Annotated in this window: 18 protein-coding genes and 1 tRNA gene; 8 read left to right on the top strand and 11 right to left on the bottom strand. The window is 73.3% G+C overall.

From position 1 onward, the window contains the following. The first annotated feature begins 10 nt into the window (after positions 1 to 10). Positions 11 to 1,102 (top strand): LLM class flavin-dependent oxidoreductase, encoded by a 1,092-nt coding sequence (locus LMU33_RS19910; protein WP_228622004.1) that lies wholly within the window; start codon positions 11 to 13, stop codon positions 1,100 to 1,102. On the opposite strand, the gene LMU33_RS19905 is transcribed toward LMU33_RS19910, so the two are convergent. Continuing rightward, a complete protein-coding gene (locus tag LMU33_RS19905; RefSeq protein WP_228621840.1) occupies positions 1,081 to 2,886 on the bottom strand; it encodes a putative bifunctional diguanylate cyclase/phosphodiesterase in 1,806 nt (601 codons plus the stop codon). The genes LMU33_RS19910 and LMU33_RS19905 overlap by 22 nt on opposite strands. A gap of 329 nt (positions 2,887 to 3,215) precedes the next feature. On the opposite strand from LMU33_RS19905, the gene LMU33_RS19900 reads away from it, so the two are divergent. Further along, the gene (locus LMU33_RS19900) at positions 3,216 to 4,475 is read left to right on the top strand and encodes a M6 family metalloprotease domain-containing protein (protein WP_228621839.1); all 1,260 of its coding nucleotides are present in this window, start codon (positions 3,216 to 3,218) and stop codon (positions 4,473 to 4,475) included. Between the two features lie 68 nt (positions 4,476 to 4,543). Here LMU33_RS19900 and LMU33_RS19895 read toward each other — a convergent pair. From LMU33_RS19895 to LMU33_RS19865, 7 genes are all read right to left on the bottom strand, one after another. Next, a tRNA-Lys gene (locus tag LMU33_RS19895) sits at positions 4,544 to 4,617 on the bottom strand. Beyond that, positions 4,608 to 5,177 (bottom strand): bifunctional DNA primase/polymerase, encoded by a 570-nt coding sequence (locus LMU33_RS19890; protein WP_228621838.1) that lies wholly within the window; start codon positions 5,175 to 5,177, stop codon positions 4,608 to 4,610. The genes LMU33_RS19895 and LMU33_RS19890 overlap by 10 nt, the downstream gene beginning before the upstream one ends. 111 nt (positions 5,178 to 5,288) lie before the next feature. Further along, entirely contained in the window at positions 5,289 to 5,657 is a 369-nt protein-coding gene (locus LMU33_RS19885) for a DUF8844 domain-containing protein (protein ID WP_228621837.1), read from the bottom strand. 330 nt (positions 5,658 to 5,987) lie between these two features. After that, positions 5,988 to 7,325: an AAA domain-containing protein gene (locus LMU33_RS19880; RefSeq protein WP_228621836.1), complete on the bottom strand. Its 1,338-nt coding sequence runs from the start codon at positions 7,323 to 7,325 to the stop codon at positions 5,988 to 5,990. Then, positions 7,322 to 8,911: an amino acid adenylation domain-containing protein gene (locus tag LMU33_RS19875; protein WP_228621835.1), complete on the bottom strand. Its 1,590-nt coding sequence runs from the start codon at positions 8,909 to 8,911 to the stop codon at positions 7,322 to 7,324. The genes LMU33_RS19880 and LMU33_RS19875 overlap by 4 nt, the downstream gene beginning before the upstream one ends. After that, positions 8,902 to 10,149: a hypothetical protein gene (locus LMU33_RS19870; protein WP_372478016.1), complete on the bottom strand. Its 1,248-nt coding sequence runs from the start codon at positions 10,147 to 10,149 to the stop codon at positions 8,902 to 8,904. Before LMU33_RS19870 ends, LMU33_RS19875 begins: the two co-directional genes overlap by 10 nt. Then, entirely contained in the window at positions 10,046 to 10,990 is a 945-nt protein-coding gene (locus LMU33_RS19865) for a phosphatase PAP2 family protein (RefSeq protein WP_228621834.1), read from the bottom strand. The genes LMU33_RS19870 and LMU33_RS19865 overlap by 104 nt, the downstream gene beginning before the upstream one ends. 185 nt (positions 10,991 to 11,175) lie before the next feature. On the opposite strand from LMU33_RS19865, the gene LMU33_RS19860 reads away from it, so the two are divergent. Continuing rightward, positions 11,176 to 11,772, top strand: a complete 597-nt coding sequence (locus tag LMU33_RS19860) for a histidine phosphatase family protein (protein ID WP_228621833.1) — start codon at positions 11,176 to 11,178, stop codon at positions 11,770 to 11,772. A gap of 39 nt (positions 11,773 to 11,811) precedes the next feature. Here LMU33_RS19860 and LMU33_RS19855 read toward each other — a convergent pair whose 3' ends face one another. Beyond that, complete coding sequence (locus tag LMU33_RS19855) at positions 11,812 to 13,272, bottom strand: NsdA family TPR-like regulatory protein (RefSeq protein ID WP_228621832.1); 1,461 nt, start codon at positions 13,270 to 13,272, stop codon at positions 11,812 to 11,814. 266 nt (positions 13,273 to 13,538) lie between these two features. Between LMU33_RS19855 and LMU33_RS19850 the strand changes: the two genes are divergently transcribed. Together LMU33_RS19850 and LMU33_RS19845 are read left to right on the top strand one after the other, a co-directional pair. After that, positions 13,539 to 13,961, top strand: a complete 423-nt coding sequence (locus LMU33_RS19850) for a hypothetical protein (protein ID WP_228621831.1) — start codon at positions 13,539 to 13,541, stop codon at positions 13,959 to 13,961. Between the two features lie 624 nt (positions 13,962 to 14,585). Next, on the top strand, positions 14,586 to 15,473 hold the full coding sequence (locus tag LMU33_RS19845; protein WP_228621830.1) for a spermidine synthase: 888 nt from the start codon (positions 14,586 to 14,588) through the stop codon (positions 15,471 to 15,473). Between the two features lie 24 nt (positions 15,474 to 15,497). On the opposite strand, the gene LMU33_RS19840 is transcribed toward LMU33_RS19845, so the two are convergent. After that, positions 15,498 to 15,998: a hypothetical protein gene (locus LMU33_RS19840; protein WP_228621829.1), complete on the bottom strand. Its 501-nt coding sequence runs from the start codon at positions 15,996 to 15,998 to the stop codon at positions 15,498 to 15,500. A 99-nt stretch (positions 15,999 to 16,097) separates the two neighbouring features. Here LMU33_RS19840 and LMU33_RS19835 point away from each other — a divergent pair, with 99 nt between their 5' ends. The 3 genes from LMU33_RS19835 to LMU33_RS19825 all read left to right on the top strand — a co-directional run bounded on the left by LMU33_RS19835 (position 16,098) and on the right by LMU33_RS19825 (position 19,795). Beyond that, on the top strand, positions 16,098 to 16,817 hold the full coding sequence (locus tag LMU33_RS19835; protein WP_228621828.1) for a response regulator transcription factor: 720 nt from the start codon (positions 16,098 to 16,100) through the stop codon (positions 16,815 to 16,817). Further along, positions 16,814 to 18,196, top strand: a complete 1,383-nt coding sequence (locus LMU33_RS19830) for a sensor histidine kinase (protein WP_228621827.1) — start codon at positions 16,814 to 16,816, stop codon at positions 18,194 to 18,196. The genes LMU33_RS19835 and LMU33_RS19830 overlap by 4 nt, the downstream gene beginning before the upstream one ends. A gap of 132 nt (positions 18,197 to 18,328) precedes the next feature. Further along, entirely contained in the window at positions 18,329 to 19,795 is a 1,467-nt protein-coding gene (locus LMU33_RS19825) for a glycoside hydrolase family 18 protein (protein ID WP_228621826.1), read from the top strand. 86 nt (positions 19,796 to 19,881) lie between these two features. Here LMU33_RS19825 and LMU33_RS19820 read toward each other — a convergent pair whose 3' ends face one another. After that, positions 19,882 to 21,312, bottom strand: coding sequence for a GH1 family beta-glucosidase (locus LMU33_RS19820; RefSeq protein ID WP_228621825.1), 1,431 nt, complete (start codon positions 21,310 to 21,312; stop codon positions 19,882 to 19,884). Positions 21,313 to 21,372 lie beyond the last annotated feature (60 nt).

The raw sequence follows: 21,372 nt of genomic DNA, 5'->3' as shown, positions 1-21,372 counted from the left end.
CGCGGACGAGATCCGGGGCACGGACGAGATCCGGGGCACCACGCACGGGACCGCCCCCGCCCCCCTCTCCGTACTGGACCTGGTGACCGTCGGCGCGGGCAGTACCGCCTCCGACGCCCTGCGCACCAGCGTGGCGCTGTCCCGGTTCGCCGAGGCCCGCGGCTTCCACCGGTACTGGGTCGCCGAGCACCACTCCATGCCCGGCGTCGCCTCCTCCTCGCCCGCCGTGATCCTCGCCCACCTCGCCGCCCACACCGAGCGCATCCGGCTCGGCTCGGGCGGTGTCATGCTGCCCAACCACGCGCCCCTCGTCATAGCCGAGCAGTTCGGCACGCTGGAGGCGCTGGCGCCGGGCCGCGTCGACCTCGGCCTGGGCCGCGCCCCCGGCACGGACGGCGCCACGGCCGCGGCCCTGCGCCGCACCGACACCCTGAACGAGGGCGCCGACGACTTCCCGGAGCAGCTCGCCGAGCTCATCCGCTTCCTGGACGACGACTTCCCCGACGGGCACCCCTACCGCCGGATCCACGCGATCCCCGGCCCCGTCCAGGCCACCGCCCCCGGCGGCGTCCAGTCCCCGCACCGCCCGCCGGTCTGGCTGCTCGGCTCCTCCGGCTTCAGCGCCCGCCTCGCCGGTCTGCTGGGGCTGCCGTTCGCCTTCGCGCACCACTTCTCCGCGCAGAACACCATCCCGGCCCTGGACCTGTACCGGCAGACCTTCCGCCCCTCCGAGGTCCTCGACGAGCCCTACGCCCTGATCGGCGTCTCCACCCTCGCCACCGACGACGCGCGCGAGGCCCGCCGCCAGACCCGGGCGATGGCGCTCAACATGCTCCGGCTGCGCACCGGCCGGCCCGGCCTCTTCCCCGACCCGGACGAGGCCGAGAAGCACGAGTTCAGCCCCATGGAGGAGGAGTTCATCGCCTCCTGGACGTCCAACATCGTGCACGGCACCGCAGACGAGGTCCGCTCCGGCCTGGACGACCTGCACAAGCGCACGGGCGCCGACGAGCTGATGCTCGTCTCCCACGCCCACCGCGGCGAACTCCGCCTGCGCTCCTACGAGTTGATCGCGGACGCCTACGGCTTGCCGACCGCGTAGGTCTGTGTGTCGAGCAGTTCGGAGATACGATCCGGCGGCACCGGGCGGGAGTACAGCCACCCCTGACCGGTGTCGCAGCCGATGCGGCGCAGCCGGGTGGCCTGGGCGGAGGTCTCCACGCACTCGGCGGTGACGGTCAGGCCGAGCCGGTGGGCCAGCTGGATCATCGCCTCGACGATGACCTCGTCGGCGGGGTTGGGCGGAACGCCCTTGGGCGCCTCCTCGTACTGGAATCCGCGCACGAAGGAGCCGTCCAGCTTCAGGACCTTCACCGGCAGCCTGCTCAAGTACGCCAGGTTCGAGTAGCCGGTGCCGAAGTCGTCGATGGCGATGCGCACACCCATGTCGCTGAGCGCCTGCAGGGCCTGGAGCGGGCGGCCGGCCGAGCCCATCACCGCCGACTCGGTCAGCTCCAGCTGGAGGAGGTGCGGGGCGAGGCCCGTCTCGGCCAGGATTCCGGCCACGTCGGCCACCAGGTCGGAGTCCCACACCTGCCGTACGGCCACGTTGACGCTGACGAAGATGGGCGGCTCCTCGGGGTGGTCCAGCTCCCAGCGGCGGGCCTGGCGGCAGGCGGTGGCGAGCGCCCAGCGGCCGAGCTGGACGATCGAGCCGTCCTCCTCGGCCAGTCCGATGAACCGATTCGGCGTCAGTGTGCCGAACTGAGGATGATTCCAGCGGATCAACGCCTCGACCCCGGACAGGCGTCCGTCCTCCATGCCGACCAACGGCTGGTATTCGAGCGCGAATTCGCCGCGGTCGATGGCGGGGCGCAGAGTGGACGACAGCGCCTGACGGGTCATCCGGTGCGCGTTGCGCTCGGGGTCGAACAGGGTCCAGCGGCCCTTGCCGTCGGCCTTCGCCCAGTACAGGGTCGTGTCCGCGGCCTGCATCAGGCCGGTGGCCGTCGTACCGGCCGCGTGCCGCTCGACGACCCCGATGGACGCCGTCAGCGACAGCCGCTGGCCCGCCAGGTCGAAGGGCTCCTCCAGGGCCGTCAGCGCCGACTCGGCGAGCTCGGCGAGCTGTTCGGTGCCGGTGGAGTCCTCCACGAGCAGCGCGAACTCGTCGCCGCCGAGCCGGGCCACCAGCGGGATCGCCGCGCGGCCGCAGCCGGCCTCGTCGGCGACCCGGGTCAGACGCTCGGCGACGGCCGCGAGCAGCCGGTCGCCGACGCGGTGGCCGAGGGTGTCGTTGACCGCCTTGAAGCCGTCGAGGTCCAGGTAGCACAGTCCGATCCGGCCGGTGCCGCTCTGCTCGTACGACTCCGCCTCCAGCGCGGCCGACAGCCGCTCGAAGAACAGCGTGCGGTTGGGCAGCCGGGTCACCGGGTCGTGCATCTGCAAGTGCCGCAGCCGCGCCTGGAGTTCACGGCGGGCGCTGATGTCGGCGACGGACAGCAGCACTCCCGGCCGGCCGTCGCCGAGCGGGGAGACCGTGACCTGCACCCAGACCGAGTGTCCCTCGGGGTGCTTCAGCCGGCGGGTGCAGCGCAGCTTCGCCTGCCGGCCGCGCAGGACCTCGCGGTAGGCGTGCCAGCTGCGGGCGTCGGAGGCGAGGTCGACCAGGTCGGCGGCGACCCGCCCGGTGAGCGCGTCCGGATCGGTGCCGAGCAGCTCGCCGAAGGCCGCGTTGGCGCCGGCGACGAGTCCGGCGTGGTCCACGACGGCCATGGCGAGCGGGGCGGCCGTGAAGACACGGTGGTAGGTGGTGTAGTCACTGTCTGTGACGGCTGACCGGTCGAGGTCTGCCGCGGGCGTCGGCCCTTCGGACGTTCCGCTCACCGCTCGCTCCCGCAGTGCACTCGATCTGTGTCCGTGCCTGTCCGTGCCGGAAAGTGTGCCGATCATAGAGGCTGGCCCCGAGCCCTTCCAGCCACTGTCCAGTGTCCCGGACGGAGCACAGTTTCTGACAGATCGTTTCTGCCCGCACGTGGACGGGTTCTTCAGGCCCCCGACCAGTTGTGACGTTCCGTGAGTGTTGCGGGGTGTCGGGCGCCGGAGCGCGCCGGCGCTTTCGGGGGCGCACTCACCCTTGTGGTGCAGGCGAACAGGGCACAGCGCAATAAATACCAGCAATCTGGATGCGGTCCCGTGAACCGCGTCCGGAGGTCATGTCCGTGCCCAAGCTGCGCAGCACCGCCGCCGTGTGCACCACGCTGTCGGCGCTCGCCGCGACCTCGATCCTCGGCGGTCCGGCGGCCGCCGAGCCCTTCTCCACGACCCCCTGCGCCCTGCACCGGACCGACGCCCACCACTCCGAGGGCGCGGACACCTGGAACGCCGACTACACCCGCCCGACCGGCGTGCTCGACGCCGTGATGGTCTTCCTGTCCTTCCCGGACGCCGCCCCGCGCACCACACCCGCCGAGCTCGCCGCCGACCACTTCCCCGCCACCAGCCGCTACTACGAGCAGGCCTCCTACGGGAGGTTCACCCTCCGCCCGCACCCGTTGCGGCACTGGCTGCGCATGCCGCACCCGTCCACGGCGTACGCGATAAAGCGGGACTGGGACGTGGACGACCGGGCCGCGTACCTGCGGGACGCGTTCGCCGTGGCCGACAAGGAGGTCGACTTCTCCCGCTACCGGGTCGTGTACTTCGTCGCCGACCCCGACGCGCCCGGCGTCGACTCGGACGCCACGAAGGTCGTGAACCTCGACACGCCCGTCCACGTGGACGGCGTCGACATCCGCCGGGTCGTCACGGTCTTCGAGAAGCACCCGCCGGACCGCCTCGTCCTCGCCCACGAGACCGGCCACGTGTTCGACCTGCCCGACCTCTACCACCGCCCGGTCGACGGCAAGGGCGACTGGGACACCTACGTCGGCGACTGGGACCTGATGGGCAGCCAGTTCGGACTGTCGCCGGACGTGTTCGCCTGGCACAAGTGGAAGCTGGGCTGGCTGGATCCGCGCCAGGTGGTGTGCGTGCACGGCGCACGGCCGACCCGGCTGACCCTGGAGCCGCTGGAGGCCGGCCCGGGTGTCCCGGTGCAGGGCACGGCGGGCGCCCCGGCCTTCGGCCTGGGGCACGGGGTGAAGCTGGCGATCGTGCGCACCGGGCCCGACAGCGCCCTGGCCTTCGAGGCGCGCGGGGCGGCCGGCAACGACCGGGCCACCTGCCGGCAGGGCGTCCTGGTGTACCGGGTCAGCAGCGGGGCGGAGTCCGGCGGCGGCCCGGTGGAGGTCGTGGACGCCCACCCGCACACCGAGGCCTGCTGGGAGAACTCGGTCTATCCACCCCTTGCCGACGCCCCGGTCGCCCTCGGCGAGAGCTTCACCGTGCCCGGGGAGGGCGTACACGTGGAGGTGGAGGGGAGGACGGCTTCGGGGGCGTGGACGGTGAGGATCACGCCGGGGGGCAGAGGCTAGGGGGCATGCGTACACACGAAAACGGCGGGGCCGGATTCTTTCGAACCGGACCCGCCGTTTCCTTCGCGTGCGCCGCCAGGGACTCGAACCCCGGACCCGCTGATTAAGAGTCAGCTGCTCTAACCAACTGAGCTAGCGGCGCCTGCTGACGTCGTAGACCTTAGCATCCTGGTCGGCGGGAGGAAAAATCGAAATCCGCACGGCCGCGCGGGCCGCCCGCACGGCCGCCCAGAGCACGACCTCCGGCCCCGGCAGCCAGGGGTGGCGGTTGTCCGGGGCGACCAGCCAGCGGGAGTCGCCGGGGGTGTCGCAGCCGGCCGGCGCCGGGACGGTCACCGCGTCGCCCGTGCCGTGACAGAGCAGCGGCGGCACCGCCTGCGTACGGTTCGAGCCCCACTCCTCCCAAGCCAGCAGCGAGGGCAGCCGCTGGGCCGTGCCCGGTGCGGCGAACAGCAGCACGCGGCCCCGGAACACCGCGACCGGGCCCGAGCCCGGGCCGTCGTCCCACAGCCGGTCCAGCATCCGGCGGCCGAAGATCGCCGGGGCGCTCACCACGTCGAAGACGGTGCCGCAGGGCAGGACGACCGGGGCGTGCGGGCGCTCCTCCCAGAGGGCGAGGGTGCTCCGCGGATACGTGCCCGCCGAGGCGAGCCAGTCGACGCCGTCGGAGGTGACTCGGGTGACGTTCGGTGCGCTGCTCATGCCACCTACATGTACCGGCCGTGAGCGCGCGATTCTCCTGAGTTGCGGAAAACCGGGACACGAGGGTGAGGGCAGGAGTATCTTGCCCGCCTGGCATATGCCAGGCGCGGATCACACCGGATCGGGGTACGCCCGCCCCTCGGTGTTCCCCCGCATCAGGTCCCGGCCGAACTCGACCATCTTCTTCGCGTAGTCCTCGGTCCACTCCGCCCGCTCGGCGATGTCCGCCGGGGTCAGCCGGTCGAACCGGCGCGGGTCGGCGAGCTGGGCCGCCGCGATGGCCTGGAACTCCACGGCCCGGTCGGCGGCCGCACGGAACGCCTGGGTCAGCTCCGTGGCCCTGGCCAGCAGCGCCCGCGGATCCTCGATCGACTCCAGGTCGAAGAAGTGCTCGGGATCGCCTGCGGCCTCCGCGGGCTCGAAGATCAGAGGCGCGGGGCGTAGCCGCGGTTCGTTCCGACGCGGCGTGGGCTCCGCCATGTCCTGTCTCCTCCTCGTACGGTTCGCTCGGCACCGCCTTCAGGTGGGCCACCGTCCATTGTCCCGCGCCCCCGCAAGAGGCCCTCATGGCCGAAGGCCCACCTGCGTTCCGCCAGTGCCCGGAGACACGGGCGCCGGGCGGACCGCCTCGCGGCGATCAGGGGCACCAGCTCACCTTGTGTTCCGTCAGATGGGCCGGCATCGCGTGGTTCGCCTCCCAGCCGTCCGGGGCTGTGTCCATCGGCCGCCTCCGGCGGCGTGCCGGAGTGCGTCCGGCGGGTGGGTGGTGTGCGGTGCTGATCGCGCGGCGGGCGGGTGGGGGAGGGGTGGTCAGGGTCGCCAGGTCACCTTGTGTTCCGTCAGATGGGCCAGCACCGCGTGGTTCGCCTCCCAGCCGTCCGGGAACTTCACCAGCGTGCCCAGCTGGACCGGTTCCGTGGACGGGTAGGCGTCCAGGAGGTCGCCGACGCCCGCTCGGCAGACCACGATGCAGGCGTGGCGGTGCCGGGAGGCCAGGACGCACAGGCGGCCGGTCTCCAGGTGGAAGGCGGTGGCGTCGGGGCGGCCGGAGAGCGGGTGCAGGACGACCGTGACGTCGTACTCCCGGCCCTGGAGACGGTTCGCGGTGTCCACCGTGACGTCCGCCACGCCCAGCTCGGCGAGCGCCGTGCGCACCGCCGCCGCCTGGTCGCGGTGGGCCGTGCCGACGGCGATGCGGTCGGCGGTGAGGGGAGCGGGGCCGTCCGAGCGCTCGGAGAGCGCCGCGCCGCCTCTGTCCAGCAGACGGCGCACGACCGCCGCCACCGCCCGCACGGCCTCCGGGTCCGTGCGCGGGGTGTGCCGGGCGGGCAGTTCCAGCAGGCCCCAGCCGGACTCCGCCGCCTCGTCGATCACCCGGTCCGGGCCGGAGCCGTCCGAGGGGACCGCGAAGGACAGCCGGCGGTCGCCGTGGCCGGTGCCGCTGCGGAAGGGGGTGTACGGGTAGAACGCGTCGGAGACCAGGGGCGCCGCTGACGCGGGCAGGCGCCAGGAGACCGGGAGGCGGTGCTGGGGGAGGCCGGGGTTGTGAGCCAGCAGGGTGGTCACGGCGGAGGCCGAGGGGTCGTACGACAGGCCCGCCCACTGCTCGCTGCCGACGATCGCGAACGGGTCCAGCTGCCCGGGGTCGCCGACGAACAGCGCCCGCTCGAACAGGCCCGCCACGGCCAGCAGGGAGTCCGAGCGCATCTGGTACGCCTCGTCCACGATCGCGTGCCGCCAGGGCTCGTCGGCCTTCACATGCGCCCACTTCGCCGCCGTGGACAGCACGACCGGCAGGCCGTTCAGCTCGGCCGCCTTCGCGGAGGTGCGGACCTGCGGAAGGTCGTCCAGCGCCTTGTCGTAGGGGTCGCTGTCGCTGCTGTGCAGGCGGCCGACCGGCAGGTCGGGGTTCTTCTCGGCGAGCCGGAGGACGAGGTCGTCCACCTGGGCGTTCGTCTGGGCCACGACCATCAACGGGCGCCCGGCGTCGGCCAGTTCGAGGGCGGCGCGGACCACGAGCGTCGACTTGCCGGCGCCCGGCGGGGAGTCCACGACCACGCCGCGCTCGGTGCCGTGCAGGGTGTCGTGGAGGATCGCGTCCGTGGCGCGGGCGGCAGCGGCTCCGGGGTCGAAGTCGACCGTCGTCACAGGACGTCCTCCTCGGTGATGGGGTCGGCCGCCTCCTGAACGACCTCACCCGGCGGGCCGCCGTGCGTCCACGGGGTCTCCTCCGGGTCGGGCAGCTTCGCCCCGCCGCGCTGCTCGTGCTCGAACAGGGTGAAGCAGATCCGGTCGCCCTTCTCCGGCACCGAACCGGGCTCCGGCTCCTTGCCGCGGCCCATCTTGTCCAGGACGCGGAGCACCAGGACGCCCTCGGCTTCATGGCCGACGAACTCCGCCGACTGCGGCTTGCCGCCCAGCGAGCGGTAGACCTTCGCCCGCTCGGCGAGATGCGGCCGGTCGTCCGTGCGGACCGTCACCAGCGGGCGCGGGCTCGGCCGCCTGCCCTCGCTGTACGCCATGACGACATCGGTCACCTCGCCCGCGAACGCCTCCCCGGCCAGCCGCCGCCCCGCCATCACCAGCGGGTCGTCCAGCGCCTCCTGCGCCTCGAGACGCGCCTGCTCGCGCTCGCGCGTGGCCAGCTTGTTCGCCGCCGTCACCGCGTCGTCCCGGCGCGGCTGCGGGGGCTCGCCCGCCAGCACCCGGTCGCGGTGCCCGGTGAAGGACCAGCGGTCGCGGGTCCAGCGCTCCTCCACGTGCGCGCCCTCCGGCAGCGCCCGCAGCAGGTCCAGGCCCCGCCACACCGCGTCCCAGGTCGGCCGGGTGCGGCTTTCCACCAGGTCGCGGATCTCCCGTTCGGCCGCCGTGAGCGCGGCCAGCCGGTCGTCGGCGGTCAGGGCGTCCTCGGCGGCGGCGAGCGCGGTGCGCGCGCGGTCGTAGCGCTCGATCGCGGGTGCCAGCAGCTTGTTGTCGAAGGCCGGGTCGGTGGCGGGACCGGCCGGAGGGCACAGCAGCTGGCCGGCGGCGTCCCGGGCGAGCTCGGCCCGGCGGGCGGCCTCGGCGCCGGACTCGCCCTGCGGAGGGTCGATCCAGGCGAGCAGCGCGCCCAGATGCTGGTCCTCCAGGCTGGACTGGCCGGTCGCCCAGTGCCGGGAGAGCACATCGGTCAGGGCGAGCAGGAGGGAGGAGCCGGGGACGCGGGAGCGCTCGCCGTAGTGGGTGAGCCAGCGGCCGAGCAGCGGCACCCGGGGCGGCGCCGGATACGGGGCCTCCGGGTCCTGCTCGGCGGTCCGGCGAAAGCGCATCGAGCGGCCCAGCAGCCGTACGAGGTCCAGGCCGGCCCGGCTGGGCACGATCAGCTGGGGGGCGTCCGCGCACAGCTCGACCTCGACCTTGACCCGTTTGCCGGTCTCCGGGTCGGTCTCGGTGCGCTCGGCCGCCTCCACCGCCCCGGCACAGGAGTCGATGTACGGCAGGACGACGTCGGCCAGGTCGGCGAGGAAGGAGAAGCGCAGGTCGCGGTCGCGGGGCTGCGGTACGACCAGCAGGCGGGGCGCGTCCCGGTCGGTGCCGACCAGCGCGCCGAGCGGGGCGCCCGCCTCACCGGCGGTGGTGAGCGGCACGAACACCAGCGGGCGCGTCGACAGATGGCGGTGCCGGACGGTCGCGGCGGGCCGGGCCCGGCCGCTGCTGACGGCCTCGAGCCGGGCGAGGGTGGCGATCAGGGACACGGGGCGACCTCCGGGTGGGCCGCGTCCGCCAGCGCCTCCGCGCGCAGGGCGGCCGCCCGGCGCAGGGCCGCGACCGCCGGGTCCTCCGGGTCGCCGCGTTCGCCTCGGGCCGCCGCGAGGACGTCCTCGACCGTGGTCAGACCGCCCAGTTCCGCGCGCAGCGGGCGGCCCAGGCGGGTGACGGCGCCCTCCTCACGGGAGCGTTCCCGGCAGTGGAAGGCCAGTTCGCACGCGGACAGGCACTCGGGCGCGTATGTCGCCGGGACGGCCTCGACGGCCGCCGTCAGCTCCTCGGCACTCCGGTCGGGTGCGAAGCACGTGCCCTCGGGCAGGGTCCCGGCGATCTCTTCGATCCGGGTGAGCCGGGCCAGCTGGCGGGCGGTGACCGCGCGCTGCTTGCGGATGTCGACGGCGGATGCCGCGGGCAGGTTGGAGAAGTCCTTCGGGCACACGAGCAGGATCCGGTGATGCACGCGCGGCGCGGGAGCGCCGTCATGGGCACTCGCTGCCTCGGCACCGGCGCGCCCCCGCGGCTCCGCGCCGAGCCGTCCCGCCACCTCCTCCAGGGCCAGCACGTACACCGCCGCCTGCCGGGCCGCCGCGCCGACCTTCGCCGGGTCCGCCGAACCGTCCAGCAACGGGAAGGACTTGATCTCCACCACCGACCAGCTGCCGTCCGGGTGCACCACCACCGCGTCCGGTTCCAGGAAGGCGAGTGAGCCGGCCACGTCCAGCGCGAGCATCGGATGGTCCAGCAGGGTCCAGCCGCCCGCCCGCGTGGCCTCGCGCAGCGCCAGCGCCGTACGGGCCGTACGCCCCTCGGGGCCGTGCGCGGTCAGATCCGGTACGGCGGCCCCCTCGGGCGGTTCGGCGCCCGGATCCAGGCGGGCGTGCGCCAGCCGCAGCAGCTCCGCGCCGCCGTCGGCCTTCACTTTCGCCTCGAACGCGTTGCCCCGGGTCAGCGCGAACTGCGACTGCCCGAACCCGGACGGCGCGCCCAGCGCGCCCGCCAGCCGAGCCTTGTCCACCCCGGCGCCGTCCAGGATCGCCCGCCGCGCGCACCCCGGGTTCGCGGCGAGCGCCGCGAGGGCGCGCGCGTCCAGGGCCTTGGCCGGTACGTCGGGACCGCGCAGCTCAGCGAGCCGGTGCCGCAGCCCCTTCTCCCGCGTCGCTGGGGGAGGCGTCCGGTTCGGCCCCGGCGTCGACCTGCGACTCGCGCTGCCGTGGAATTCGCTCACCCGCGGAAGTCTGGCATCCGGCACTGACAATCGGGGAACCCATGCCCTCCGTGACCGGTGTGCGGCGCGGGAACAGGCGGCCCCGGACCAGGTCCATGACCCGCATGACGCGCGGCGCGAGCAGCAGACCGACGCCCATCACGGCGACACCGGCGACCGCGTCGAGGAAGTAGTGGTTGGCGGTGCCCATGACCACGAGCGCGGTGCCCAGCGGATAGAGGACACCGAGGATCTTCGCCACGCGCGTGCCGCCGTGCCGCCACAGCATCACCCCGCACCACAGCGCCCAGCCGACGTGCAGGCTCGGCATGGCCGCGTACTGGTTGGTCATCCCGCCCATGCCGCGCGGCGCACTCGCCTCGCCGCCCCACCAGCCGTACGAGCTGTAGTGCGCCATGGTGTCCACGAAACCGTGGCCGGCGGACAGCAGCCGGGGCGGGCAGGTCGGCAGCAGCGTGAAGCCGATCAGGCCGATGAACGTGGACGTCATCAGCCAGGTCCGGGCCCGCCGGTAGTACTCGGCGCGCCTGCGGAACAGCCAGACGAGGACGGCGGGCGTGACCAGGTAGTGCAGCGAGGCGTACCAGAAGTCGGCCGGCACCCCGAGCCAGGGCTCGCGCGTGAAGAGCCGGTTGAGCGGGTGCTCGGCGTTGAGGTGCACGGCCTTCTCGAGGCGCAGGATCGCCAGGCCGTGGTCGACGGCGGAGGAGACGTCACCGCGGGCGAGGAGGCGGCCGGCCGAGTAGCAGCCGTAGATGAGGAGGATCAGGGGCAGCTCGGTCCACCAGCGCAACCGGGTGCGCGGAAGCACCTCGGTGCCCGGTGTCTCGGTCTGCGGCATCCGATCGCCCTCCCCCTCGTCGCTGTACGGCGTGCCCCGGAGGGCGACCGTGTCACTTTACGGTGTCCGTATCCCGCCCATGAGGGCGCTCCGGCCCACAAAGACGCCGAGATCGCCCGCCGGGTTGCCCCGGAACCGGTTGAGCGATGATGGAAGGGTCCCCTTCGCTCCCGGAAAGGTCTCCCATGGCACCGCGCATCCTGCTGGCCCGGCACGGACAGACGGATTGGTCACTGTCCGGCAAGCACACCGGCAGGACCGACGTACCGCTGCTGGAGGAAGGCAGGCGGGGAGCCAAACTGCTCGGCGAGCGACTGCACCGGCCGCCGCTGAACGGGCTGCCGGGCGTGGAGGTGCGCACCAGCCCGCTGGCACGCGCGCGTGAGACGTGCGAACTGGCCGGCTTCGGCGACCGGGCCACCACCTGGGACACGCTCATGGAGTGGGACTACGGCGCGTACGAGGGCATGACGCCGGCCGAGATCCAGGCCGTGCGGCCGGGCTGGCTGATCTGGCGGGACGGGGTGCCGGAGGGGGAGAGCATCGCCGACGTGACCGCGCGCGCGGACGAGGTGGTGGCGTGGGCCCGGTCGGCCGACCACGACGTCCTGGTCTTCGCCCACGGCCACATCCTCCGCTCCATAGGCGCGCGGTGGCTGGGCCTGCCACTGGAGTTCGCCGCCCGGATCCGCCTCAACCCGACGTCGTTGTCCGTACTGGGCTGGGCTTACGGGGAGCCGGCGATCGAGAGCTGGAACGACCTGGGGCACTTGGCGGGATAGCCACACCCTCCCGCGCCGCCTGCGCCGTTCCCGTGCCGCCTACGCCCTCCCCGTCCTCGGCACGGAAGCATGCCGATCGAGGAACTCGGAGACCCCCGACGCCCGCCGGTGAGGCAACAGCACCCGAGCCGTTCCCGCCAGCATGCTCTGGATCCGCGAGGACTGGACCTGGTCCAGCAACGACAGCACCTGCAAACCGGCGGCGGCCGCCTCGTCCGGACGGCCCTCACGCGCGAGGTCGTCGGCCAGTTCCGCGGTGTAGAGCGCGATGTTGCGCGTGAAGTGCGGATCCTGCAGATGCGCCGCCCGGCGCGCGTGCCGGGCCGCACGCCGCCAGTCGCCCAGCATGGACCAGCACTGCGCCTCCAGACCCTCCAGCTCGGCCTCGCCGTAGAAGCTCATCCACTCCGGGTCGTCGTCCGAGCGGCCCCGCGCGAAGAGGGCCTGCGCCCGGACGAGCGCCTGCTCGCAGCCGGTGCGGTCGGCGAGCCCCGCCCAGCCGCCGGCTTCCCGCAGCGCGAGCAGGGACATCAGGCGCGCCGAGCCCAGCGGAGCGGCCGCGCGCTGTGCGGCCTGCGCGGCGCGGACCGCCTCGCGGGGGCGGCCGGCGTCCCGTGCCAGGAACGCGGTGTTGCAGAAGGCGTGCGCCTCCAGCGCCGGGTCCCCGGTCATGCGGGCCGTGGCCAGCGCCTCCGCGTAGTGCGAGCGGGCGTCGTCGAAGCGACCGGAGTCGTGCGCCAGCCAGCCCACGGAGATGGCGAGTTCACCGGCGCCCGAGTGCAGTCGTTCGGCGGTGGTCTGCCGGGTCGCGCCGGCGTCCAGAAGCGCGTAGGCCGCGCGCAACGGGGCCGCCGCGCGCCGGTAGAGGCCGTCCGCGCCGTGCCGGTCGTCGAGCAGCCGGATCCGGCGGACGGCCTCCTCCAGGGCGAGCGCCTCCGGGGTTCCGGGCCGGCGGGCGGTCCGTACCGCAGCCGCGGCGTCCGTGGTGAGCCCCAGCGGGCCCAGCGTGGCGGCGGCCACCGTGGCGCCTCCGCCGGTCATGAATGCGCGACGCAGCACGTCGCTCTCCTCGTGGTTCAGATGGTCTTTCGCGTACGGTTCTGGCGCGCCGCACGGGTCCTGCCTGTCATACGGTTCGACAGTCCCCGGCGACTCACCGAGCGCCTCCGCGGCGACGGGTTCCCCGGGTTCCGCGGCCGTACGCGCCGCGCGGCCGCGGACGGCCGAGCGGGGCACGAAGCCGAGGTCGGTGAGCGTGCGACCAGGGAACATGTGCAGGAACACCCGTTCGTACGCGTAGTTCGGGCAGCGGATCTCGCCCGCCTCGACCCTGCCGATGTAACGCGCGTCACAACTCACCCGCTCACCGATCTCGCGCGCGGCGCGCCGTACGAGCGCCGCGAACTCGGCCGGTGAACGCCTGCCGCGCAGGTGCCGGAAGGCGAGGTTCGGCCGTGGTGGCCGGTCGGGCTGTGACGAGGTCTCGGTTGACGACGCCATGGCCGGGTCCTCTCGTGCGAACCGTCGAACCATGCCGGCGCCGGGGCGATACGCGACGAGTTGTCCGAGTGGCGCCCTGGTTCCGGCGGGCATGAACGTACCTGCTGTGAAGGGCCCGCCACGCTGTGTTTGGCTACAAACCGGATATCTCATCCACGATCTGCCATGAAGTGCCATCCTTTGCGGCGCACTTGTGCCGTAGCCGTTGACGGGCTCGCGCGTTGGGCTCCGTGGACCGCAACAGGGCTGTGTGGTGGAGGCCGGCAATGGAGACCAGGGAGTCCAGCCAGAGCAACGAACCTTGTACGTCGCCGTCGTCGGCCGGGGGCGACGACGCGGACGCGGCGGCCTGCGACCTTGTGACGGTACCGGCACGGCAGGGCCTCGAGGCGGTCGACATCCTGCGGCGCGGTGCCGGTGAGGCGATGGGGCCCGTGCTGCACGACGGCGGCTGCGCCACCCTCGGCTTCCTGGTTCCGGCGGGCACGGCGGCCGGCTGGGACATGCCGGGCAGCACCTGTACGGAGACCGACGGACGCGGACTCAGACTGAACCCCGAACCCCCGGTGGAGGGCTCCGACTGGCTGCTGCCGCCCAGCGAGGCCGACCTCGCCACCGACCCGATGGTGCTGCGCCGGGCCCTCGGCGAGGCAGCCCGACTGATCGAGGCGGCGGACGGCTGCCAGTGAGGCCACCCGGCCGGCCGGGTCGCGGACAACTGCCGACGAAACGATCCGCCACTCCAGGGACCACCGGCTGCCGGTGAAGCGGCTCGGCTGGTCGGGGGTTGGTGGCTGCCGGTGAGCCGGTCCGGCTCGGTCGGGGGGTCGGTGGCAGCGGTTCGGCTGGTTGAGGGGTGGGCGGTTGCCGGTGGAGCGGCCCGGCTTGTTGAGGGGCGGTGGCTGTCGGTGGTGCGGCCCGGATCGGTCGGAGGATCGGCGGTTGCTGGTGTGGTGGTTCGGTTGGTCGGGGGTTGGTGGCTGCCGGTGAGCCGGTCCGGCTCGGTCGGAGGGTCGGTGGCAGCGGTTCGGCTGGTTGAGGGGTGGGCTGTTGCCGGTGGAGCGGCTCGGCTGGTCGGGGGTGGTGGCTGTCGGTGAGCCGATCCGGCTCGGTCGGGGCGCGGACGGCTGCCGAAGAAACGATCCGCCGGTCCAGGGACCGTCGGCTGTCGGTGTGGCGGTTCGGCCGGTCGGCGGATCGACAGCTCGCAGTGAAGCGGCCCGGCCCGTCGCTGCGGTGGAGCGGACCGGCCGGTCGGGAGGGCGGTGGTCGGCCGTGCGGCGGGGGTGCGGGCGGGCTGCGACAATGGTCCGGTGGGCGGGTCCAGGAGCACGCGGAAGGCACAGCACGCGCGGCGCAGGTCGGCGGCCGTCGAAGCCGTCGTGGAGGCGGTCGACGGCGGGCTCGCACAGCTCGTACCCGACCCCGACCGGGGCCGTGCCTGGACGCTGCTGATCGACGGCGCGCCCCAGTCGCACGTCGACCTGGACGACCCCGCCCATCTCTCCTTCGAGTACCAGCGCCGTCTCGGCCATGTCATCGACCTCGTCGCCCCGCCCGGCAAGCCCGTGCACGTCGTGCACCTCGGCGGCGGCGCGTTCACCCTCGCCCGGTACACCGCCGCCACCCGGCCCCGCTCCACCCAGCAGGTCGTCGAGCGGGACGCGTCCCTGGTCCAACTGGTCCGCCGAGAGCTGCCGTTGGACCCGAACGCCCGGATCCGGGTCAGATCGGCGGACGCCCGCGAGGGCCTCGCCAAGGTGCCCGACGGCTGGGCCGACCTGGTCATCGCCGACGTCTTCAGCGGCGCCCGCACCCCGGCGCATCTCACCTCCACCGAGTTCCTGGACGAGGTCCGCCGGGCCCTGAAGCCGAACGGGGTCTACGCCGCCAACCTCGCCGACGGCCCGCCGCTCGCCCATCTGCGCGGCCAGATCGCCACCGCCGCCGCCCGGTTCGCCGCGCTCGCGCTGATCGCCGACCCGGCCGTCCTGCGCGGCAAGCGCTTCGGCAACGCCGTTCTGGTCGCCTCCGACGCCCCGCTCCCGGTCGCCGAACTCACCCGCCGCGCCGCCTCCGACCCACACCCGGCTCGGGTCGAACACGGCAAGCCGCTGACCGACTTCACGGGCGGCGCGGCCCCCGTGACGGACGCGGCGGCCGTGGCCTCCCCGGCCCCGCCGCCGTCGGTGTTCCGGTGACCCGGTTCTTCTCGGGCGCGCGGCTCAGTAGTTCCCGATATCCACGTGCGGCGGCCCGTCGTGCCAGGTGCACATCACCGACACCCGGTCCGTGCCGCTGCTGAACTCCACCCGGATCCACGTCTCCGTCTTCCACACCTGCATCGACCAGCCGGTCCCCGGCGTCGCCGAGACGAGCGTGGCACTGGACGGGCCCAGGTCGAACACGGCCCGGCCGCCGTCGGTGTCGTACGACTTGACCCGGCCGGAGGCGGTGGAGGAGAGGGCGTGGCCCGGGGACCGCGTGGGTGTCGGGCTCGGTGCCGTCGGGCTGGCCGACGGCAGCCTCGACGGGGAGGGGCGACGCGTCGGCGAGTTCACGGACTTCGAGCCCTGGGCCGTCGCGTCGGCGGCCGTGACCGGCAGGGCGCGCGGCGGGTCGTACGCCGTCCCGGCCATCACCGTGTGCACACCCCACCACGACAGCGTGACCGCCGCTCCCGTCGCGAGCAGCCACGCCAGTACGTGTACGAGTCCTCTGCGCATCGCGGGCCATCCTGCCCCAGGGGGACGGCCGTGCGCACATCATCCGAGTTATCCACAGGCGTCCGCCCGGCGTGGGCCGCATGGCGTACGGTGCGGCGCATGGCAAGTGTGCTCGTGGTCGAGGACGACCAGTTCGTACGCTCGGCGCTCATCCGGCATCTGACCGACGCCGCACACACCGTGCGCAGCGTCGGTACGGCACTGGAGGCGCTGCGCGAGGTCGCCCATTTCCGTTTCGACGTGGTGATCCTGGACCTCGGACTGCCGGACCTGGACGGCTCCGAGGCGCTGAAGATGCTGCGCGGCATCACCGACGTCCCCGTCATCATCGCCACCGCCAGGGACGACGAGACGGAGATCGTCCGGCTGCTCAACGCCGGCGCGGACGACTACCTGACCAAGCCGTTCTCCGTCGAACACCTCTCCGCGCGGATGGCGGCCGTGCTGCGCCGGGCCCGGTCGGGAGGCGGCGAGGCCCCGCCGTCCAGCGTCCTGCGGGTCGGCGGCCTGACCGTCGACCCGCTGCGCCGCCAAGCCGAGTTGGACGGGATCCGCCTGGACCTCACCCGCCGCGAGTTCGACCTGCTCGCCTTCCTCGCCGGCCGCCCCGGGGTGGTCGTCCCGCGCAGGGAACTGCTCGCCGAGGTCTGGCAGCAGTCCTACGGCGACGACCAGACCATCGACGTCCATCTGTCCTGGTTGCGCCGTAAATTGGGGGAGACGGCGGCCCGGCCCCGTTATCTGCACACGCTCCGGGGTGTCGGCGTGAAGCTCGAACCGCCCACGGAACCATCGGCGGACGGGGAGCCGGTGCGATGAGATGGGCCCTGGTCAAGGTGTGCCTGGCGGTCACCACGATGGTCGTGGTCGCCTTCGCGGTCCCGCTCGGCCTGGTCGTCAAGGAGATGGCCCGCGACCGGGCGTTCTCGAACGCCGAGCGGGAGGCCGCGGCCGTCGCGCCGGCGCTGTCCATCACCACCGACCGGGACAAACTGGAGCGGGTCGTGGCCTCGGCCGGCGCCGACTCCGGGATGGCCGTGCATCTGCCCGCCGCCGGAGCCCGGCCCGCGCTGGACATCGGCCGCCGACGCGCCGCCGACCGCGACATCCAGGCGGTACGGAGACTGGGCCGCGCCTCCACGACCTCGGTGGCCGGCGGTTCCACACTGCTCCAGCCGGTCGCGCTCGGCTCCGGTGACATCGCGGTCGTCGAGGTGTACGTCCCCGAGTCCGAGGTGACCAACGGCGTCGGCACGGCCTGGGCGGTGCTCGCGGCCGTCGGCCTCGCGCTGATCGTCGGCTCGGTCGCGGTCGCCGACCGGCTCGGGGTGCGCATGGTGCTGCCCGCCCAGCGACTGGTCGAGGGGGCGCACGACCTGGGCGAGGGCAGGCTGGGCGCCCGGGTGCCGGAGGACGGCCCGACCGAACTGCGTCTCGCGGCCGTGGCGTTCAACTCCATGGCCGACCAGGTCGTCCAACTCCTCGCCAACGAGAGGGAGCTGGCCGCGGACCTCTCGCATCGCCTGCGTACGCCGCTGACCGTGCTGCGGCTCAACGCGGCCTCCCTGGGCGGCGGACCGGCCGCCGAGCAGACCCGGGCCGCGGTCGCCCAGCTGGAGCGCGAGGTCGACACCATCATCCGTACGGCCAGAGAGGCCAAGCCGCAGACGGCCGCCCTCGGTCCCGGCGCCGGGTGCGACGCGGCGGAAGTGGTGCGCGAGCGCATGGAGTTCTGGTCCGCGCTCGCCGAGGACGAGGGCCGCAAGTGGCGGGTGGCCGGCGTCGAGCGGCCGGTGCGCCTGCCCGTGGCCCGCGCCGATCTGGCCGCCGCGCTCGACGCCCTGCTCGGCAATGTGTTCCGGCACACCGCCGAGGGCACCGCCTTCGCGGTCGACCTGCACAACGGCGAGGACGCGGTGATCGTGCTGGTCTCCGACGCGGGCCCCGGCATATCCGACCCGGAGGCGGCGATGGCCCGCGGCCGCGGCTCCGGAAGCGCCGGTTCGACCGGCCTCGGGCTCGACATCGTGCGCCGGCTCGCCGAGTCCACCGGCGGGGACGTCCGGGTCGGCACCTCGGTGCTGGGCGGCACCGAGGTGCGGATCTGGTTCCAGCTGGACGGGCGGCGGCCGGTGGCGCGCGGCCGTGTCCGAAGACGCCGATCGGGCAAACCGGTCCCCACTGGTCTCGACCATTAATCGTCCCCGATCCCTTCCTTAAGCGAACCCTAAGGTCTGCAACGGCCGTCCGGATCAGGCCGTTTGTCCGATTCCGGATCGCTAGCGTGCTGCCGCACCTCACCCCCGTGAACAGCGAAGGCAGGCACGCGCATGACCACGCACCGGCGCAGGATCAGTGGCAGGAACAAGGCGATAGGCGGTCTCGTGGCCACGGCCGTGGTCGGCGGTGGCGCGCTCCTGCTCACCGGCACCGCCAACGCGGCCGGCGTGAACGCCGCGTACACCAAGACCAGCGACTGGTCGACCGGCTACACCGCGCAGTACGTCGTCACCAACAACAGCGGCCAGACCGAGAAGACCTGGACCCTGGAGTTCGACCTCCCGGCGGGCGCCAGGCTCGGCTCGCTGTGGAACGGCGAGTCGAGCGTCAGCGGTTCGCACGTCACCGTGAAGCCCGCGAAGTGGGACACCGAGGGCCTCGCCGCCGGCAAGTCGGTGACCGTCGGTTTCGTGGTCGACGGCAAGGGCGACCCGACCGGCTGTCGTATCGACGACTCCCAGTGCTCCGCGGACGGCGGCGCCACCCCGGAGCCCAGCGGCCGCCCCACCGCGACCCAGTCGCCGACCCCGACCGCCACCCCGACCAAGAGCCCCACTCCCACCCCGACCAGGACGGCCACCCCGACCCCGACCGCCTCCCGGACCACCGGCAGCGGCACCACGGCCTCCGCCGGCTTCGCGCCGTACGTCGACACCTCCCTCTACCCGGCCTTCGACCTGGTCGGCGCGGCCGACGCGACCGGTGTGAAGACCTACAACCTCGCGTTCGTCACCGACGGCGGCAGCTGCACCCCCAAGTGGGGCGGTGTCACCGACCTGACCAGCGACGCCGTCGCCGCGCAGATCGGCTCCCTGCGCGCCAAGGGCGGTGACGTCCGGGTCTCCTTCGGCGGCGCGTCCGGCTCCGAACTGGCCACCACCTGCTCCTCCGCGGACGCGCTGGCGGCGGCGTACGGCAAGGCGGTCGACGCGTTCAAGCTGACCAAGGTCGACTTCGACGTCGAGGGCGGCGCGCTGCCGAACACGGCGGCGAACACCCTCCGGGCGAAGGCGATAGCGAAGCTCCAGGCGCAGCACCCTAACCTGGACGTCTCCTTCACCCTCCCGGTGATGCCCGAGGGCCTCACCCAGGACGGCGTGAACCTGCTGTCCAACGCCAAGTCCAACGGCGCGAAGATCTCGACCGTCAACATCATGGCGATGGACTACGGCGCCTCGTACAACGGCGACATGGGTGACTACGCCCAGCAGGCCGCGACCGCCACCCAGGCCCAGGTCAAGAGCGTCCTCGGGCTCTCCGACGCCGCCGCCTGGAAGACGGTCGCCGTCACCCCGATGATCGGCGTCAACGACGTCTCCACGGAGGTCTTCAAGGTGGACGACGCCACCCAGCTGGTGAACTTCGCCAAGTCCAAGGGCCTCGGCGGCCTGTCGATGTGGTCCGCGGCCCGCGACAAGCAGTGCGCGGGCGGCGCGAAGAACTCCGCCGACCCCACCTGCAGCTCGATCGTCCAGGACAAGTTCGCCTTCTCGAAGGCGTTCGGCGCCTTCAACTGACCCGCGCCTTCAACTGACCCGCGACAACGGGCGTCATGACAAGGGGCGCGGCAATCCGGGGGGATTGCCGCGCCCCTTCGCGTGGGTCAGGCCGCCGACTCCGCCCCCGGCAGCGCCCCCGTCCGCGCGACCTCCCCGTACCACCGCGCGCTCGACTTCGGCGTCCGCTCCAGCGTTGCGTAGTCCACGTACACCGCGCCGAACCGCTTGCCGTAGCCGTAAGCCCACTCGAAGTTGTCCATCAGGGACCACAGGTAGTAGCCGCGGACGTCGGCCCCGTCGGTGATCGCGCGGCGGACCTCGGACAGGTGGCCGTGCAGGTAGGCGATGCGCTCGGGGTCGTGGACGCGGCCGTCGGGGTCGGGCTTGTCGTCGTAGGCGGCGCCGTTCTCCGTCACGTACAGCGGCAGGCCCGGCGCCTCGCGCGCGTAGCGCATGAGCAGGTCGTACAGGCCGGTCGGATCGATCGTCCAGCCCATCTCCGTGCGCTCGCCCGGGGTCTGGTGGAAGAGCACGTCGCCGGCGCCCGGCCAGGGGGAGTGCACGCTGGCGCCGTGGCCGTCCGCCCGGGGGCCCTTGACCTCCCCTGACGCGGCCGAGACCAGGGCCGGGGTGTAGTAGTTCAGGCCCAGCGCGTCCAGTGGGACGTTGATCGTGCGGGTGTCGCCGTCCAGGACGTACGACCAGTCGGTGATCGAGGCCGTCGCCTCCAGCAGCGACTCCGGGTACGTCCCGTGCAGCATCGGGCCGTGGAAGATCCCGTTGGCCAGGTCGTCGATCCGGCGGGCCGCCGCGAGGTCGGCCGGGTCCTGCGAAAGGGGCCGTACGACGGAGGAGTTGAGGCTGATCGCCACCTCGTTGCGAGCCGGCATGACCGAGCGCAGGGCGGAAGCCGCGAGACCGTGCGCGAGGTTGAGGTGGTGGGCGGCGCGCAGCGAGGCCGCCGGGTCGGTACGGCCGGGGGCGTGGACGCCGGAGCCGTAGCCCAGGAACGCGCTGCACCAGGGCTCGTTGAGGGTGATCCACTGCTCCACCCGGTCGCCCAGCGCCTGGCCGACCAGCCCCGCGTACTCGGCGAACCGGAGCGCGGTGTCCCGCTGCGGCCAGCCGCCCGCGTCCTCCAGCTCCTGCGGCAGGTCCCAGTGGTAGAGGGTGAGCGCCGGTTTGATGCCGTGGGCGAGGAGTTCGTCCACCAGCCGGCGGTAGAAGTCCAGGCCGCGCTGGACCGCCGGGCCCCGGCCCGTGGGCTGTACCCGGGACCAGGAGACCGAGAAGCGGTACGCGGTCAGGCCCAGCTCCGCCATCAGCGCCACGTCCTCGCGGAAGCGGTGGTAGTGGTCGACGGCGGTGTCACCGGTCTCACCGCCGGCCGTCCTGCCCGGCGTATGGCTGAAGGTGTCCCAGATCGAGGGGGTGCGGCCGTCCTCCCGCACCGCCCCCTCGATCTGGTAGGCCGAGGTCGCGGCGCCCCAGAGGAAGGCGGGAGGAAAGGTCACGGAGGTAACGGGTTCAGGCATGGAAGCGCTCCCATTGGGGGTCGTAGGAGACCAGGGGTCGATGGAGGGGGAGGGGAGGGG

It is taken from the genome of Streptomyces barringtoniae, assembly GCF_020819595.1.
Taxonomy (GTDB): domain Bacteria; phylum Actinomycetota; class Actinomycetes; order Streptomycetales; family Streptomycetaceae; genus Streptomyces; species Streptomyces barringtoniae.
Note: the sequence above shows the minus strand (reverse complement) of the source record. Positions and strands in the feature narration are given on the sequence as shown.

Coding starts and splice junctions, on each gene's coding strand:
- LMU33_RS19900 (WP_228621839.1), top strand. CDS start 3,216: ATGTCCGTGCCCAAGCTGCGCAGCACCGCCGCCGTGTGCACCACGCTG.
- LMU33_RS19890 (WP_228621838.1), bottom strand. CDS start 5,177: ATGAGCAGCGCACCGAACGTCACCCGAGTCACCTCCGACGGCGTCGAC.
- LMU33_RS19885 (WP_228621837.1), bottom strand. CDS start 5,657: ATGGCGGAGCCCACGCCGCGTCGGAACGAACCGCGGCTACGCCCCGCG.
- LMU33_RS19865 (WP_228621834.1), bottom strand. CDS start 10,990: ATGCCGCAGACCGAGACACCGGGCACCGAGGTGCTTCCGCGCACCCGG.
- LMU33_RS19860 (WP_228621833.1), top strand. CDS start 11,176: ATGGCACCGCGCATCCTGCTGGCCCGGCACGGACAGACGGATTGGTCA.
- LMU33_RS19855 (WP_228621832.1), bottom strand. CDS start 13,272: ATGGCGTCGTCAACCGAGACCTCGTCACAGCCCGACCGGCCACCACGG.
- LMU33_RS19850 (WP_228621831.1), top strand. CDS start 13,539: ATGGAGACCAGGGAGTCCAGCCAGAGCAACGAACCTTGTACGTCGCCG.
- LMU33_RS19840 (WP_228621829.1), bottom strand. CDS start 15,998: ATGCGCAGAGGACTCGTACACGTACTGGCGTGGCTGCTCGCGACGGGA.
- LMU33_RS19835 (WP_228621828.1), top strand. CDS start 16,098: ATGGCAAGTGTGCTCGTGGTCGAGGACGACCAGTTCGTACGCTCGGCG.
- LMU33_RS19830 (WP_228621827.1), top strand. CDS start 16,814: ATGAGATGGGCCCTGGTCAAGGTGTGCCTGGCGGTCACCACGATGGTC.
- LMU33_RS19825 (WP_228621826.1), top strand. CDS start 18,329: ATGACCACGCACCGGCGCAGGATCAGTGGCAGGAACAAGGCGATAGGC.
- LMU33_RS19820 (WP_228621825.1), bottom strand. CDS start 21,312: ATGCCTGAACCCGTTACCTCCGTGACCTTTCCTCCCGCCTTCCTCTGG.